Origin of the sequence: Paenibacillus sp. FSL K6-2859 (assembly GCF_038008265.1) — a bacterium.
Taxonomy (GTDB): domain Bacteria; phylum Bacillota; class Bacilli; order Paenibacillales; family Paenibacillaceae; genus Paenibacillus_AQ; species Paenibacillus_AQ nitricinens.
In genome coordinates, this window is the sequence record NZ_JBBOYU010000001.1 from 6,367,986 (window position 1) to 6,384,919 (window position 16,934).

The following is a 16,934-nucleotide window of genomic DNA, read 5'->3' on the forward strand; positions in this document are numbered from 1 at the left end:
CTCAAAAAATCAATATAAAGATAGTATGGAGTAACCTTATACTTTCCTATATTCCCGAAAAAATCCCTTAGTCCGCCTCAATCTTGATCTGGCTACGTAAGTAACCATCAATGAATGCATCCAGGTCTCCGTCCATGACTGCACCCACATTCCCTGTTTCTACGGAAGTGCGGTGATCCTTGACCATGTTATACGGATGAAATACATAGGAGCGAATCTGACTGCCCCAGGCAATATCGGATTGCTCGCCGCGAATCTCATCCAAGTGCTGCTGCTGTTCTTGCAGCTTGCGCTCATACAGCTTGGAACGCAGCATTTTCATCGCTTGCTCACGGTTTTTGATCTGTGAACGTTCGTTCTGACAGGTTACCACCACACCCGACGGCAAGTGAGTAATCCGTACCGCAGAGTCCGTGGTATTAATATGCTGTCCACCGGCGCCGCTCGCCCGATACGTATCGATTTTCAGATCCTCAGTACGAATCTCAACGTCTACATCATCGGCAATTTCCGGAACGACATCACAGGATACAAAAGAAGTATGCCTTCTGCCCGAAGAGTCAAAAGGAGAAATCCGTACAAGCCGATGGACACCCTTCTCAGCTTTTAGGTATCCGTAGGCGTTGAAGCCTTTAATAAGTAGCGTGACACTCTTAATTCCTGCTTCATCACCCGGTAAATAGTCCAACACCTCAACCTTGAATCCACGTTTTTCAGCCCAGCGCGTGTACATACGCAGTAGCATTTGTCCCCAGTCTTGGGATTCCGTTCCGCCTGCACCCGGATGAAGCTCTAGAATAGCATTCAGCTTGTCATACGGCTGATTAAGCAGCAATTGCAGCTCAAATTCATCCAATTTTCTGCCTAGGCTGCTAATTGTCTCCCCAATTTCTGCCGCCAGATCTGCATCGCCCTCTTCATCCGCAAGCTCTGCCATCATCGCAGCATCATCGTATTCCTGTTGAAGCTTCTCGTATTGATCTACGGAAGATTTCACAGCATTCATCTCGGCGATTACGCTTTGCGCTTGCTCACTATTATCCCAAAATCCTGGAGCCGCCATTTTCTCTTCAAAGTTAGAAATCATCTCTTGCTTAAGATCTAAGTCAAAGAGACCCCCTAAGGTCAGTTAGTTTCTTGCCTATTTCACGCAAATCCTGCTTTACATTTGGTTCTATCATAGGTCACTTCACCTTTCAAAATTGGTTGTTAAGGTCATCGCACTAATGGATAGTTAGTGGGATATAGTGATCAAAGTTCGCTTACGCCTTGCGGATTATTCTTCCGATCGCTGTTGTTTCCAGATTCCTTGAATGGATAACCGCATCGCGGTTGGAATCCGGAAACAAAGGCGAACGCTACGCTTCTACAGAACAATTCCGCCTGCTCCGCTCCATGATCACCAAACTACTAAAGATCCAAAAAAGCGACTGGGCCGTAAACGGGGGATACCCCCGGGCCCAGCCGCTCTTTATGGTTAGTATACCCATGGAAGCGATAATAAGGACTAGATAAATGGCAAGAGCAGAGAAAACCTCAATCAAACACCAACTTTATCTATACCTTAGTTCGCAAAATATGGTGTATTTCTAAATGTTTGTCTTATGCGTTTTGACCGTGACAATTCTTGTACTTCTTGCCGCTTCCGCAAGGGCAAAGATCATTACGGCCAGTTACAGCTTCAACGTGAACCGGACGTTTCTCAACAGGTTCGCTGTTTGTAGAGATCTTGTCTTCATCAATAACGGATTGACGTTCCTGATTCGCTTCGATGTGAGCCTTCATAATATAAGTAGCTACTTCTTCTTGAATCGTAGCAGTCATAGTATTAAACATCTCAAAGCCTTCGAATTGATATTCACGAAGTGGATCCGTACCACCGTAGGCACGCAAGTGAATCCCTTGACGCAATTGATCCATTGCATCAATATGATCCATCCATTTGCTATCTACGGAACGAAGCACGATTACCTTCTCGAATTCACGTACGAGCTCTGAACCCAGACGTTCTTCACGTGCTGCATATTTCTCAAGCACACGTTCGAAAATAAACTCGATAATCTCCTCAGCTTCCTTACCCCATAGAATATCACGGGTCAAAGCACCTTCTTCAAGCAGCTTGCTGTTTACGTAATCAGCAACTTCTTGCAGTTCCCAGTTCTCAGGAATATCATCGCTACAGTGTGCGAGAACGATACGCTCAATTACAGGCTTGATCATTTCAAGCACGATATCTTTAATATTATCGGACTCCAGAATCTCACGGCGTTGTTTATAAATAATTTCACGCTGTTGATTCATCACGTCATCATATTGCAATACGACTTTACGGATATCAAAGTTATTGCCTTCAACACGTTTCTGAGCAGATTCTACAGCACGCGTGATCATGCGGCTCTCAATCGGCTGATCTTCCTCGAATCCGAGACGATCCATCATAGTCAGAACGTTGTCAGCGCCAAAACGCTTCATCAGCTCATCGCCAAGCGACAAGTAGAATTGTGTAGAACCAGGGTCACCTTGACGACCCGCACGACCGCGCAGCTGGTTATCAATCCGGCGCGATTCATGACGCTCTGTACCAATGATATGCAGACCTCCAAGATCTGTCACACCTTCACCCAGAACGATGTCCGTACCACGTCCAGCCATGTTGGTAGCAATCGTAACTGTACCTGGCTGACCTGCATGGGTAATGATTTCTGCTTCCGCAGCGTGATGCTTCGCGTTAAGCACTTGGTGTCTAACGCCTTTGCGCTTCAGCATTTCAGAAACGAGCTCTGAATTCTCGATCGACACTGTACCAACCAGGACTGGCTGGTTCTTTTTGTGACGTTCTACGATTTCTTCCACAACAGCCTTGAACTTACCGTTCTCACTCTTGTAGACGACATCCGGCATATCATCGCGCTTGTTCGGCTTATTCGTAGGAACCTGAAGAACTTCAAGACCATAAATCTTCTTGAATTCCTCTTCCTCAGTCTTCGCAGTACCTGTCATACCGCCCAGTTTGCGATACATACGGAAGTAGTTCTGGAAAGTGATCGTAGCAAGAGTCATACTCTCATTCTGTACTTCGATTTCTTCCTTCGCTTCAATCGCTTGGTGCAACCCATCGCTATAACGACGACCTGACATTAGACGTCCTGTAAATTCATCGACAATAACGACCTCACCCTCGTTTACAACGTAGTCTACGTCACGACGCATAATTACATTTGCTTTTAGGGCTTGGACGATATGGTGATTCAAGGTTACATGACTGTGATCATACAAGTTCTCAATACCAAAAGCGCGCTCAGCAGTAGCCACACCTTTTTCAGTCAAGGCTACAGACTTCACCTTAATATCAACTGTGTAGTCTTCTTCAGCCTTAAGCTTTTTCACGAAACGGTCTGCTGAAAAATACAATTCTGTAGACTTCTCAGCTTGTCCGGAAATAATAAGAGGTGTACGTGCTTCATCAATAAGAATAGAGTCCACTTCATCAATAATACAGAAATACAGAGGGCGCTGAACCATTTGCTCTTTATAAAGCACCATGTTGTCACGCAAATAATCGAAACCAAATTCGTTGTTCGTGCCATACGTAATATCGCAGGCATAAGCAGCTTGTTTATCAGCATGGTCCATACCGCTTAGGTTAACCCCAACCGTCATGCCCAGGAAGTTATAGATTTGTGCCATTTGTGCGCTGTCGCGCTGAGCCAAATAGTCATTGACCGTTACAACGTGTACGCCTTTACCTAGCAAAGCATTCAAATACACTGGCAATGTACCTACTAGTGTCTTACCTTCACCAGTCTTCATCTCGGAGATTCGGCCTTCATGCAGAGCCATACCACCAATTAACTGCACATCAAAATGCCGCATACCAAGTGTCCGCTTGGAAGCTTCACGTACGGTTGCAAATGCCTCAGGAAGAATTTCTTCCAGAGTTTCGCCTTTTTCAATACGGGCACGGAATTCTGCTGTCTTCGCTTGTAACTGTTCATCAGATAGCTTTACAAATTCCGGTTCCAATCCATTAATTACATCGACTGTCTTCATGAGACGTTTAACGTCACGATCGTTGGTGTCTCCGAATATTTTCTTTACAAGTCCTAGCATGGTTAACCCCTTTCATGCAACACAGATGGTGGAACCGAGCCCATCCTCACAAAATTGAAAGGGCCATTTATAAATTCGATTCCGCTGCTTCATAAATTGTAACAGTTTGTAAGAGATGCCGCAATACAAGGTGTATCAGCCACATTTTTCAAATATAGTCGCTTATACGCACAAGAGCCCTATTCGCTGCAAGCGAATAGGGGCTCGGTTTAAATTTCTTAGGTTCTGACTAACTCTCGAGGCCCTTTATACTTAGAGCATAACTGGCATCATTGTATCTTAGCCCTGTTCAATCAATCCATATTTACCATCATCACGTTTGTAAACTACGCTTACTTCCGAGGTATCGATATTGGAAAAAACAAAGAAAGTATGTCCTACCATGTTCATTTGAAGAATAGCTTCTTCTACATCCATCGGCTTCATCGTAAAGCGTTTGTTCCGCACAACTTCTAAATCATCATAATCTTGTTCTTCTACAGCAACAGCGGTACTAGCTCCATCCACAAACAGCGTCTTCAGTCCCTCTTGACGGAACTTACGATTGATCTTCGTTTTGTGTTTGCGAATTTGACGTTCCAGCTTGTCCACAACGGCATCTATGGAAGCGTACATGTCATCGCTGCGGTCTTCCGCACGAAGCGTCACACCAGCAAGCGGAATGGTTACTTCCACCGTATGAAGGCCGCGAACTACGCCAAGCGTCACAGACCCTTCAGAGGTAGGGGGTGCTTCGAAATACTTCTCAAGTTTGCTGAGCTTCTTATCAACATACTCTCTCAAAGCGTCGGTCACGTCAATTTGTTGACCTCGAATGGTGAATTGCATGGCCACTCCTCCTTTAGTTACACCTTCATTATACCAAATTGTTAAGGCTAAGTAAAAAGTAATTCCTTACAGCCCTTACAATTAGATAACAAATATTGTCGTAGTGTTCACAAATAAAACAAGTCCGGTAAGAGCAACTATTCGCCTCACCGGACCAATTGTAAACCTGTCGTTATTATAGTACGAATTCCAATCTTATATTCCCAAACTGAGACAGTATAAGATTAAGTTACTTGGTATGAATTTGAATGATTTCGACAGGTGACAATTCTGTACCCGATCCTGTAATAACGTATACCTTATAGGCAGTATTGGCTGTCAATCCAGTCAAAGTATGCGTATGTTTTACACCAGGAGCGAACGTAAGCGTGTCCGTCCATGGAGCAGTCAACGCTGTACCAGTACTATTCTGTCCTAAAGAAATTTGTGCTGCGCTAGGTGCTTTTTCATTAGCTGGTAATACTACATATCTTACTGGGGTTGGAGCGTAACCTGTCACACCATATTTAACATATACATCGGCTGTAACAGTACCTGCTTGTCCTGGTTCAAAAAGTGTAATCGACTTTTCAGTTGCCTGAGCAGTAGTTAATCGAACTGTTGTCACAGTAGACAGATTACCAGATGCATCCGCTGCTACGATATATGTTGCGTATTCTGTCCCAGGATTCAATCCGTAAACCGAGAATGTAACCGTTGTGTTCGGTACAGTTGCAACACTACCATGAATTTCGCTTGCAGTTCCATTGCTGATCTGTCCTTTTTCCACCTGCAATGCACTCGGTGCACTTATGTTAGCAGTATAAGGGGCTACAACATAGTACACTGAGCCTGTTACGGAAGATGTCAGGTATACATCGGCTGTTACCGAACCAACGTTACCATAGGTTGCCCCACTTACGGTTGGTGTAGTGACAGTTCCGCCATCACCGTTACCTCCACCAGATCCACCACCACTTCCTCCACCAGTACTACCACCTGGAGTAGCTGTTGGCGTTGGGGTAGCTGTTGGTGTCGGAGTTGGCGTTGGGGTAGGAATTACTCCACCGCCTGTGCCGCTACCTGGGTAATAGATGACCGAGGTATTGATGATACCTACAGCCTCTGCACGTGTTAACGATCTCTTAGGACCGAAGGTTCCGTCCGGATAACCGTTAATAATCTTCTTATCTGCTGCAGCGGCTACTGCACCTTTTGCCCATGTTGCGATTTGTGCATTGTCTTTAAATTTGCTAGTAGTGGTATTAGTGCTCAATTTAAGTAATTTCGCAGCCATTACAGCTGCCTCTTGTCTTGTGAGCGGAGTATTGGGACGGAACGTATTGTCCTCGTATCCCCCGATATAACCAGCTTCCACGGCTTTAGCCACTTCACTGTAGTTCCAGTTTGTGCTTTTCATATCTTTAAAGCTTACAGTTGCTTTTGCTGTAAAACCAAACAGGCGATTTACCATAGTCACATACTCACCGCGCGTAATGGCCTTGTTTGGTTTAACTGTACCGTCTGGGTATCCTCCAAGGTATCCTCTATCTAGCCATTCCTGTAGTTGAGCTTGAGCCCAGTGACCTTGAATATCCTTAGGTACGGAGGCGGCAGATACACTGCCAAGAGATCCTAATAACATACTAACTCCTAAAACTCCGGTCATAAGACCGCGCAACTTCTTTTTCATCCTGCTAATCATCCTCCTAAAAGTTTTGATAGCTTAGGCTATTTGAATCTCTCATGGAAGTGTTGGCCTAGGCTAACATAGTGTGCGTCGAGGTAAGATAAACAGCTCAACGTACAACTATTACCCACATTTCGGAGAGTTCTAACATTTTCCATATTATAAATTTACAAAGTACGCTATTTTCTTTCTATTAACTGCCTTGATAGAGGCTTATGAGCACAAAAAAAGGATCTCGGGAGAATTCCCAAGATCCTTGCTAGCGCTGTCTAAATTGCTAACCATCTACTTATATGTAGGTCGGCTGAGCCGTATGATTATAATTTGATTACGTTAGCTGCTTGTGGTCCACGTGCGCCTTCAACGATATCGAACTCTACGGATTGGCCTTCATCCAAAGTCTTGAAACCATCAGTTTGAATCGCGGAAAAGTGTACGAATACGTCGCCACCGTCTGCAGTCTCGATAAAACCATAACCTTTTTCTGCGTTAAACCATTTTACTTTACCTTCCATTGATTAAACATTCCCTTCGTCATCAGATGAACGTGAGTCTTGCTCACAAATCGACTATACCACCGTAACTTCTTCATTGTCAATTGGAAAAGTAAATGTTTACATGCAATAATTTACCACGTAAAATAGGACGTTTAATTTACCATAATCAAGAAATAGCTACGGCGTAAGGATCAAAAAAAGAGCAGACGGAAATTAATACCCGTCTACTCCTATAGTGAAACACCGAAATAAATTATTTTCTACGATCCATTAGAAAACTATCTGGGGTATAAGCGGCCTCGTAGGCGCTGCGCTGTACCTTGGCCTGATTACGCTTCTGCAACCAGTCTTGCGCTTCCAAACGAAGTGCGTTCATTCTGTCTAAGATCACATTGTCATACTCCAAAATTCGATTAATTTCTTGTTTTTGTGCAGGCGTCGACTTACAAATTTCGGCTTGTTCTGCAATAGAGTCGACAAGCTCCTGACGATCCTCGACAAAAAGCTCTAACTCCTCATAGGTGGTCTCATCGATTCTGTCCGTGATACCTAAGGTTAGTTCCTTCAGGCTCTGAATTAACTCATCCATGAGCACTTTCAGCCTGTCCCTGGCCTGCAGCGATTTTGGATGCCTGTAGCCAAGTTTCCCGAAGTTCTGTCAGGTAGCCGATTGCCTCTTCCGCTTTGTCTGGGCTCTTGCGTATGTTGGCTTCTACTAATAAGAAGTTTGTATATTCATATAATGAGAACAAGTTCTTTGAGACTTCATATGAATGATCTAATGTAGACATCAATTCACTTACTACAGTTTGTGCTTTACCAAAGTTTAGACTTGTCTTCTCATAGTCTTGCTTACTAAGACCATCTATTGCTGCTCTTACAAAACGAATGGCTCCATCATAAAGCATAATCACCAACTGTGCAGGCGTTGAAGTTTGAACAGAAGACTGGCGATACTTGTCATAAGGAGATGTTATCAATAATGTCACCCTCTATTTTATAATTATCTTAGCTGGATGTGGAGAAAAGACTGTTAGACTGTGACTGCAACTTGTTCATTGCCGTTTCCATGGCTGAGAACTGCTTGTAGTAACGTGTTTCGGCATTGTTTAACATTGTTAGCATTGAGCTTATACGAGTATTGTATTCTTTAAGTTTCCTACCCATAATGCTTTCTTCCTTAAAGGTACTGGTTAGATCTGCTGAATATCTGTTCGTCCCGACTTTTTTATTTAAAAGATCAAGTGTGCTATCAACTTTCTTAGACAAAATGTCAAACACTCCGGTATCAGGAGCACTGGTAGGACCTTGAAATAAATCTCTAAAACCTTGAGGATTATTATTGATAGCCTTTTTTAACTTGTCTTCATCAATAACAAGCTTACCATTTTCAAAGTAAGAACCCGTTGTAATACCGTAACTACTCAATGCTCCCAATTGATCTGTAATTGCAGAACGCATGGATGATAATACACCCTTTAAAATATCGTCATTTTTCAAAAGTCCACTTTTCGCTTTTTCCGTCCAACTATTAATATCCGCTTCTTTCATCTCTTTCTTTTGCTCATCCGTGAGAGGTGCGAAGTCTCTATATTTCTCTTCTGTAATTTTACTATTCAAAGCGCTTATTAAAGCATTGTAATCTGCTACAAAAGCTTTAATGTTATCTACTGTGTTTTGTGTATCAGTCTCTATAGCAATCTTCGAAGTTACGCCATCAGAAAGTGATTGTGCCGTTATAAGCACACCATTAACTGTTACTTTGTTATCCTCAGGGTTATATGTTTGTGGATTACTGATACCGTCGGAGCCAGTAACTACTATTTCAGCTTTTGTAGCAACCTTGATACTAGTAACTCCTAGCAGATCAAGAAGGGGATTATCACCAGTACCATGACTATTCCCATCTTTGTCAGTCTGAACTATATTATTACTTGTCCCATATTCTTTAGCAGTGATTGTTAGCTTACCGCTAAGCTCGTCGAAAGCAGCTTTTACATTCGCTGTCTTATCTCCATTTATCTTACTGATAACAGAAGAGATCGTATCAGTAGACTTAAATGTAATTGTACTCTTGTTAATGTAAAGATCAAAGGTATCCGGAGTACTACTCCCTTTCAGATCTCCTAAAGTAGTAGTCAAACGTGCAATATCGGTTGAACTTGAGGGTGTAAGTGCTTTAGTAGTAATGGTTGATTTTGCTGCAAGCTCCTTAACTTCAACCGTCATAGGCACTCCATTAGCCCCAGCGGAAGCATCTGCTTTTATTGCACTCGAATTCCCAGTAACAGTTGCCTTCTGTGAATTCAAAGCTGCATTTACACCATACTTATCTGTAAGCTTATTGATTTTAAAATCGACCAGCTTACTGTTAACTTCACGATAGCTCTCCCTTGTCCAATTCAGAATCTGCTTTTGTTGGTTAAGCTTATCGAGTGGTACACGTTTAGCAGCCATCATATTCTTAACCATGCTATCGATATCCATTCCTGAGAAACCATTTACTCTAGTAACCAAAACAGCACCTCCCTATATTAAATTTTCTCGTCTACAAGAATGCCTGCAATTTCCATCATTTTACTTACTAAATCTAAAGTTTTCTCCGGAGGAACTTCACGGATTAATTCACCAGTATCCTTATTGAGTACCTTGACCATAATATCATGAGTTTTCTCGTGGATGCTGATTTCAAGTGTGGTCTGAGGTCCTTGTAATGATTTCACTGCCCTTTCAATGGTACGAATAAGCTGTTCTTCGGCAACAGACACATTGACCCCTTGCTTTTCTTTCAAATTCATATCCTTAACATTACGGATAGAGTTTTCTTGAATAACGGGTAATTCCGGAACAGTACTAGACATAACCTCTGGAACGCCCATTCCAGTTGTTGTAGAATTAGCGGAAAGAGAAAACTGTACATTCATAGAACCCGACCCCCACCAACGCTCATTTTATAATATATATATCGGTTATATTCAGAGATAATTTAGGACTTAAGTAAGATAAATAGAAAGAACTCCGGAATCTCCGGAGCCCCTGTAAATATGATATGTAATTAATTACAAAAGAGCCCTGGAGTATTCCAAGGCTCTTTTGAGACAACTTTAAATTTGGCTCGAAATTAACGAAGCAATTGAAGTACGCCTTGTGGTTGTTGGTTCGCTTGAGCCAACATAGCTTGAGCAGCTTGAGCAAGGATAGAGTTCTTCGTTTGGTTCATCATTTCTTTAGCCATGTCTACGTCACGTACACGAGATTCAGCAGCAGTCAAGTTCTCAGAAGAAGTATTCAAGTTATTGATTGTGTGCTCCAAACGGTTTTGGTAAGCACCAAGTTTAGAACGCTCAGAAGACACCGTGTTAATAGCTGCTTTTGTAATATCCATTGCAGTTCTAGCAGTAGCGTCGTCAGCAACACTGATAGCACCTGTATTTAAAGAGCCAGCAGAAGTGTCAATTTTACCAATTGTAAGACCTAGACGCTCGGCACCTGAAGTTCCAGAGCCAATTTGAATATTAACCGCGGCTTGTGCACCAGTAGCAATTCGACCAGCAGTACCACCACCATTTGTAGCACCTACAAGTGTCGCTCCTGCTTGACTACCGTTAACCGAGATTTTAACCCCAAGTTTATCAAAGTTTAATGTACCAGCAGTTCCATCTGCTAGAGTAACTGCTTGAGTGTTTCCAGCTCCGTCATCAAGAGTGTAAACTCCTGCATTAAAAGTAATTGCAAAATTTGTACTTGCTTTGGCTCCACTTATATCAATAGCAGTAACTCCATCGCTACCAACTTTAATACCAGTACCACCAGCTCCATTTGTTAACTGGACACCAAAAGAGCCATCAAGCAAACTCTTACCGTTAAAAGTCGTTGAACTGGAAATACGATTTATTTCACTGTTTAATTGAGTAAGCTCATCACCGATAGCTGTACGATCTTCAGATTGAAGATTGCCATTAGCCGCTTGTGTCGCTAGCTCGTTCATACGTTGTAAAATAGAGTGCGTTTCGCTCAAAGCGCCCTCAGCAGTTTGAATTAAAGAAATGCCATCTTGAGCATTACGGGAAGCTTGATCCAAGCCACGGATTTGACCGCGCATTTTTTCGGAAATTGCTAGACCAGCTGCATCGTCACCTGCACGGTTGATGCGAAGACCTGAAGACAATTTCTCGATGGATTTCCCAGTAGCTGCATTGTTGCTAGACAATTGACGGTGAGTATTCAAAGCTGCGATATTGTGGTTAATAATCATTTGATATTTCCTCCCTGAAATTAAGTTAGTTCCACATCCATGTGGTAAACGCTGATCCATTAAGGTCGGCCGCCCTGCCGGATCAGCGTCTACTACATATATCGACGGCACGCACCCAACTGTTTAGAGTAATTCGAAGTTTTTTTAAAATTTCTTGGGTAAATTCTCCAAAATGAGATAAAAAACCCGAGTCTACGTTCAAATAGTCCCAGGTTCTGGATTTGATGCGTGCCATATGTCAATCATTCATTCTTATTTACATCACGAAGCCGATAGATCAATGCATTCAGATTAGTCTGCTGTGGAGCAACAGACTCACGATTGGCCTCCTGAATTGAAAGGTAAACCTCTTTACGAAAAATATCAACATGCTTAGGTGCAGTGATACCAACCTTTACCGTGTCGCCATCCACGCTTAAGATCGTCAGTTCTATCTGATCTTGGATGACGATGGACTCTCCTTTTTTGCGGGAAAGTACGAGCATATCATCCACCATCCTTTCCATCGATAACTAGCTGCTCCTGCAATAGGCTATGTTTCGTATGATAGGGTGCTTTATGTAGCACGATTTGTTTCCCAAGGTTTCCAACTGGGTTCAAAACAATAGGGGCTAGGAGATTAATCGTAGACTGCTCAACATTTTCTTTCAAAGTTATAATACAGCGAACGACTACATCCGATCTAATCTCTAGCTCTTCGGCCTCAGCATCTGGAAGTTCAAATTCATAAGCTGGATAAAATGCAAACGGATCGCCCAACAGAAAGGAAAGTCCCTTGCTTTTTACAGACTGTAGATAACAAAAAGGCGTATCCGCCATTGCGATTAGAACAAAGTTTGTTTCTTCATCGAACCCAGGCAGCCCTTTAGGAAAATGATATAGTTGTTCCTTATCCACTTCCAACTTGCCCCAAGATAGTGTTTCTATAATCAAGTTGTTCACTCCTCAAAAGTTCTGCTATGCAAAACTAGCTTCTCACGAAATTCTATTACATTATATAGCACAAAAGCTATAGAGGCGCTTTCTGGCACATCTATAGCTTAATAAGCTACATTTGAACATTCAATTCTGGTGGGATAAACTGAATTGAGGCGTATTGCTGCATATATATATTTAATTTACCACGAGTATATTCAATTTCCGGATTATGCCTTTCCACCTGAATATCCACTTTAGCAGCACGAAAATCGATTTGCGGGGCTCTCGTTTCGATGTGAATATCCACATTATCGTAGGAAGCTGGTCCACGTATTTCTGGAAACGAATTTGGTTCGGTATCTGTGCCATACACTTCTGCAATTGTATTACCTGGTTTAAAAAACTCCGCCATCCGGTTCCCCTGTTCAACCTTTCTAGCAATTCCCTGAAGATATAGCTGCTGGATGCCGGAATAGATTCGTTTGGTCATATCAAACATATTTCCACCATTATAGGCTGCCCATGCTCGAGACTGATCTATGGTAAGCTCGGGTCGAGTCGATTGAACTGTTAGTTTCCCAGGAGTGGTTGTCACATTAACCTCAGCCTTAGGCTGAGTAATTGAATATGTACCCAGGTCAGCATCAATTCCAATAGCAGCAGGCGTCTGACGGATTTGCAATATTGGCTGAAGCAACGAAAACCACCTCCGTTATCTGATAAAATCTACGAGAGTTGTGGAAATAATCTTTGCACCTACAGATAAAGAGGCATTATAGATATTCTCTTGTATCTTCGACTGCATAATTAAACCTTCGTAATCAGCATCTTCCGTCTTTGCTTGAAGATCCGTTAAGTTAATATTCAAATCACTGAGCCGTTCTTGCATCAATTCAATACGGTTAGTCTTAGCACCTATCTCAGAACGTGCCGACAAAATAGTTTCAACACGTGTGTCAATTGCATCAAGTTGACCAGATATAGCATTAAAATCACCAGCTTTTAAGCTAGCAGAAATATTGTTAATGATTGCAAATAGATTGTCAGAGTCCCCATTGTTACCAAATATTTCATTACCCGTTATACTTATCGGCATACGCACCTCTTCGCCAACAATAAACTGAATCTGCCCGATATCTGTAGTAATCGCTTTGGAGACATCATAAGTACCATCTGCACCTTTAGCAAAATCATAAGGCTGGGTATTGTATTGTTCTCCATTAAATATATATTTACCGTTCAGCTTACTATTAGCAATATCGACAAGCTGCTCTTTTAGCTGCATCATTTCTTCATTAATACTGTCGAGAGCGGACTGTGGATTACTACCTGTCGCAGCCTGTACAGTCAATTCACGAATTTTCTGAACAACATCCCCAGCTTGTCCTAGAACAGTATCATTATAATCCAGCCATGAAAGTGCGCTATCTACATTCTTAGTATATTGTTCATTAGATGAAAGCTCCGCACGATATCGCAGGGAATACGTAATTCCTACCGGATCATCAGAAGGCTTATTGATTTTGCGTCCGCTTGATAGCTGTAACTGTGTGTCATTCATCGTACGTGCATTACGGTTTAGGTTAAGCAGAAGCTGTGAATTCATCATGTTAGAGGTTACTCTCAACATACGCTATATCTCCTTTTATCTGCCGACTGTGCCGGTGGAATTAATCAATTTGTCGAGCAGTTCATCAAAAGTAGTCATAAAACGCGCAGCGGCACTATAAGCATGCTGGAACACGAGCATATTCGACATTTCTTCATCTAGCGATACCCCGCTGACAGATTGACGACGGGAGTTAACCTGTTCTACCAGATAATCTGAGTTATCAGTTTGACGCGCTGCCTCCTGCGATTGAATACCCAATTGGCCAACCATAGAGCCTAGAAGCCCACCCACAGTATTGCTAACTTTACCGTCCGGCGTAGTGAATTTACTATCCTTCAGGTTTGTCAGCAAGAGCGCCAAGGTGTTATTTCCTTTAACCACCTGTGTGTTGCCAGCTGCATCAACAGTTGTACGCAGTGAGGTTGCGAATAAACTAACATCCGCAGCAATTTCCGGATTCAGCTTGATTGTTCCAGCGTCACCAGAGGTTACAAAGAAGTCACGACCAGAGCTACCATCCATCGCATAACCTAACTTGTGAAGCCCGTTCAAGCCTTTGACAATGGTTTTAGCGTCCTCATACATCGTTGCTCCCTTAGGCATTGCTTGACCAGCGGCCAGAGTAACTACAGTGCCATCTGCTTGCTTAATCTTGGCATCATTTGTCAACACCGTACCTTCAGGAAGATTTGAACCTGCCGGTATTGTAATTTCAACATCACCAGTAGCAATCGTACTTGCCATATCGTTGAGTTGTTTCTTGTAGTCAGTAACATAAGTATTTTTGGAGAAAATCATTCCGTAAGCCTCGCCGCCCTTCAACGTTCCAGCGGCATAAGCATTATTAAGAAATGCACTATCTACGGTTGCAGTAACTTCTCCACCCTCTACCAGTGGCTGTCCACCTAGTGAAACGTTATAACCAGCTTCCGTCTCTACAACGGTAATATTAGCAATCTTAGATAGCTTGTCCGCCATCAGATCGCGTTGATCGCGTAAATCATTCGCTTGATCGCCCATACCTTCGATCTTATAGATCGATTTATTCAAGTCTGCGATAGCGGTCAGGTAACCCTGAGCTTCTTTGGCTTTAACGTCAATATTAGTAGTTAGATCCCGATCAAGATTATCTAATTGCGTGCTCATATAGTTCATGGCATCGGTCAAAGATTGTGCAGTTTGCACTACAATCTTACGAGCAGTAGGGTCCTCAGGGTTCTTACTAAGGTCGGACCATGATTTCCAGAAGTTATCTAGAACTGTACGAATACCTGTATCCGATGGTTCGTTAACAATCGCTTCTAGTTTAGAGAGGGTATCTGCTTGAAGTTTCCAGTTTCCAAATGCAGAATTCTCACCACGGTACTGATCATCCAGAAACATTTCCCGAATCCGATCGATAGATGAGAATTCCACCCCTGTACCCATTTGACCAGGAACGGTAGATTTATTAAATCCGTACGCTTCAATAGGCAAAGCAGCCTTCATATTTACACGTTGACGAGTATAACCCTCGGTATTCGCATTTGCGATGTTGTGTCCAGTCGTATTAAGAGCTGCGGTCTGAGTAAAAAGGCTGCGTCTCGCCGTCTCTATTGAATGAAATGTGGATGTCATGCTGCTTACTCCTCCTTATGTTCTGCTCTGACAGAACACTTCATCAGTACAATTCTAGCCTCGTGCATCAAATATCCCCGACCGATTTACGCCATTGCCTTTGTCAGACGGACGATGATAAGTGATATCCTGATTCGGTCTTCCGACCAGCAGATCCAAAGAATAATCTATAAAAGTAAGCGACTGCTCTATCAGCTTCTGATTAAGCTCATTTGCTTCTTTCAAGCGGTGCAAAGTGCCAGAAAGCTTCTGCTGAATATGCAGCAGTCGTGCCTTATCTTCAGGGTCAAATATAAGTCTGGACAGCTCAGTTAGGTTCAGGTTCAGGTTGGAACGAATACCTACGCCTTGCAGAACGGTATATGCTGCCGCGATTCGCTGTTCCTCGAGCTGTCCAATCAGCTTCATTAGCTTGGACTCACGGTTCAGGATGTCGATTAAGGCATCCACCTTGTTGTCCATAATCGTCTGTTTTTTCTCAGCGGCCAGCTCCAGCATTTGGTTATGTACTTCGTCCAGCCGCTCCAATAGTTCTATTAATGTCGTCAATGCCATGGATGGTTTCACCTAATTCTCGGAGGATTGCTTAAAGTAAGGGGCGAGTTTCTCTGCTAGCTTAGCTGCATCTACTTGATAGGTACCTGCGGAGACCTGTTGCTTCAAGCTGTCGATCTTAAGTGCACGTTCAGCATCATTACCAGAATTCTGTGCTTGCAAGAGCTGAATTGCTTCATCAGAAATCGAAACCTCATCCTTGCGTGAACTTTTCTTCATTTGTTCCTGCCTTTGCGCATCCGCGCTGCGTTGATACGGATTCATCGCGTTAATTCGTCCGGTCTCGTTAATTTTCATAACTTCACCTTCCTCCTAATATAAAAAAGCCGATAATCTTTACTAAGTTTATCGGCGTAGACTGAAACATACTTTATAGCTGCAAACGTTTTTTTGCAGATTTTATAGGTCACGCAACTTGTCTATGGCACGATATGCGCCGTCTGTTGTCTTTTTGGTAGTATCCTCAGCAGCATTTTCCTTGGCGGCATTGGTGAGATCCTTTCTAAGCCGAGTACGGCAGCTATCACACATATGCCCATCGCGAATCAGTGTTCCACACACCTCGCAGGGATACATCATATTAGGAGCATTTGCTATAGATATCCGGCCCTCTCGAATAAAGCGAGTGATCTCCTTAATCGAAATCCCCGTAGCATCGGACAGCTCTTGAATGTTGGTTCCTTTGTTCTCCCGCAAATAATCGACGCAGATCTCATATTCATGCTCCAGCTCTTTGATGCAGGGCTGGCACAACCCCATAAGATTCTTAACAAACAACCGGCCGCACCTTGGACAATTGTCTAGATTCATAACAAGCAGCCGCTCCTCTCCGTACATTCTGTACAATGCATAATATCCTTATGCTCCTAGATT

General features: G+C 42.9%; 18 protein-coding genes. All 18 read right to left on the minus strand.

All coding sequences use genetic code 11. The features are described 5' to 3' along the window. Positions 1 to 67 precede the first annotated feature (67 nt). Positions 68 to 1,181 (minus strand): peptide chain release factor 2 gene (gene prfB, locus MHB64_RS28440; RefSeq protein ID WP_341135872.1). Its coding sequence is split into 2 segments (ribosomal slippage): positions 68 to 1,108 and positions 1,110 to 1,181, totalling 1,113 coding nucleotides; the frame shifts between segments, so codons are not numbered across the junction. Between the two features lie 421 nt (positions 1,182 to 1,602). Further along, positions 1,603 to 4,110 (minus strand): preprotein translocase subunit SecA, encoded by a 2,508-nt coding sequence (gene secA, locus MHB64_RS28445; protein WP_076285677.1) that lies wholly within the window; start codon positions 4,108 to 4,110, stop codon positions 1,603 to 1,605. A gap of 279 nt (positions 4,111 to 4,389) precedes the next feature. Next, on the minus strand, positions 4,390 to 4,938 hold the full coding sequence (gene hpf / locus MHB64_RS28450; RefSeq protein WP_094871923.1) for a ribosome hibernation-promoting factor, HPF/YfiA family: 549 nt from the start codon (positions 4,936 to 4,938) through the stop codon (positions 4,390 to 4,392). 229 nt (positions 4,939 to 5,167) lie between these two features. Continuing rightward, entirely contained in the window at positions 5,168 to 6,610 is a 1,443-nt protein-coding gene (locus MHB64_RS28455; RefSeq protein WP_341135873.1) for an S-layer homology domain-containing protein, read from the minus strand. Positions 6,611 to 6,924: 314 nt separating this feature from the next. Next, the gene (locus MHB64_RS28460; protein WP_019915069.1) at positions 6,925 to 7,122 is read right to left on the minus strand and encodes a cold shock domain-containing protein; all 198 of its coding nucleotides are present in this window, start codon (positions 7,120 to 7,122) and stop codon (positions 6,925 to 6,927) included. 235 nt (positions 7,123 to 7,357) lie between these two features. Continuing rightward, the gene (locus tag MHB64_RS28465) at positions 7,358 to 7,693 is read right to left on the minus strand and encodes a hypothetical protein (protein ID WP_341136131.1); all 336 of its coding nucleotides are present in this window, start codon (positions 7,691 to 7,693) and stop codon (positions 7,358 to 7,360) included. Beyond that, the gene (gene fliS, locus MHB64_RS28470; protein WP_341135874.1) at positions 7,686 to 8,084 is read right to left on the minus strand and encodes a flagellar export chaperone FliS; all 399 of its coding nucleotides are present in this window, start codon (positions 8,082 to 8,084) and stop codon (positions 7,686 to 7,688) included. Before fliS ends, MHB64_RS28465 begins: the two co-directional genes overlap by 8 nt. Positions 8,085 to 8,112: 28 nt before the next feature. Then, entirely contained in the window at positions 8,113 to 9,621 is a 1,509-nt protein-coding gene (fliD, locus tag MHB64_RS28475; RefSeq protein WP_341135875.1) for a flagellar filament capping protein FliD, read from the minus strand. Positions 9,622 to 9,638: 17 nt separating this feature from the next. Beyond that, a complete protein-coding gene (locus MHB64_RS28480; RefSeq protein ID WP_341135876.1) occupies positions 9,639 to 10,028 on the minus strand; it encodes a flagellar protein FlaG in 390 nt (129 codons plus the stop codon). A gap of 197 nt (positions 10,029 to 10,225) precedes the next feature. Then, positions 10,226 to 11,359, minus strand: a complete 1,134-nt coding sequence (locus MHB64_RS28485; RefSeq protein ID WP_341135877.1) for a flagellin N-terminal helical domain-containing protein — start codon at positions 11,357 to 11,359, stop codon at positions 10,226 to 10,228. 242 nt (positions 11,360 to 11,601) lie between these two features. Then, positions 11,602 to 11,844: a carbon storage regulator CsrA gene (gene csrA / locus MHB64_RS28490; protein WP_341136132.1), complete on the minus strand. Its 243-nt coding sequence runs from the start codon at positions 11,842 to 11,844 to the stop codon at positions 11,602 to 11,604. 1 nt (position 11,845) lies between these two features. Further along, on the minus strand, positions 11,846 to 12,292 hold the full coding sequence (fliW, locus tag MHB64_RS28495; RefSeq protein WP_341135878.1) for a flagellar assembly protein FliW: 447 nt from the start codon (positions 12,290 to 12,292) through the stop codon (positions 11,846 to 11,848). 115 nt (positions 12,293 to 12,407) lie between these two features. Beyond that, on the minus strand, positions 12,408 to 12,974 hold the full coding sequence (locus MHB64_RS28500; protein WP_341135879.1) for a DUF6470 family protein: 567 nt from the start codon (positions 12,972 to 12,974) through the stop codon (positions 12,408 to 12,410). Between the two features lie 15 nt (positions 12,975 to 12,989). Beyond that, positions 12,990 to 13,907 carry a flagellar hook-associated protein FlgL gene (flgL, locus tag MHB64_RS28505; protein WP_341135880.1) on the minus strand — a complete coding sequence of 306 codons (918 nt, stop codon included), beginning with the start codon at positions 13,905 to 13,907 and terminating at the stop codon, positions 12,990 to 12,992. A 15-nt stretch (positions 13,908 to 13,922) separates the two neighbouring features. Beyond that, positions 13,923 to 15,506, minus strand: coding sequence for a flagellar hook-associated protein FlgK (flgK, locus tag MHB64_RS28510; RefSeq protein ID WP_341135881.1), 1,584 nt, complete (start codon positions 15,504 to 15,506; stop codon positions 13,923 to 13,925). A 54-nt stretch (positions 15,507 to 15,560) separates the two neighbouring features. Continuing rightward, entirely contained in the window at positions 15,561 to 16,061 is a 501-nt protein-coding gene (locus MHB64_RS28515) for a flagellar protein FlgN (protein ID WP_042192416.1), read from the minus strand. 12 nt (positions 16,062 to 16,073) lie between these two features. Beyond that, the gene (flgM, locus tag MHB64_RS28520) at positions 16,074 to 16,358 is read right to left on the minus strand and encodes a flagellar biosynthesis anti-sigma factor FlgM (RefSeq protein ID WP_042192418.1); all 285 of its coding nucleotides are present in this window, start codon (positions 16,356 to 16,358) and stop codon (positions 16,074 to 16,076) included. A 102-nt stretch (positions 16,359 to 16,460) separates the two neighbouring features. Then, positions 16,461 to 16,871, minus strand: a complete 411-nt coding sequence (locus MHB64_RS28525) for a TIGR03826 family flagellar region protein (RefSeq protein ID WP_094871892.1) — start codon at positions 16,869 to 16,871, stop codon at positions 16,461 to 16,463. Positions 16,872 to 16,934: the final 63 nt, after the last annotated feature.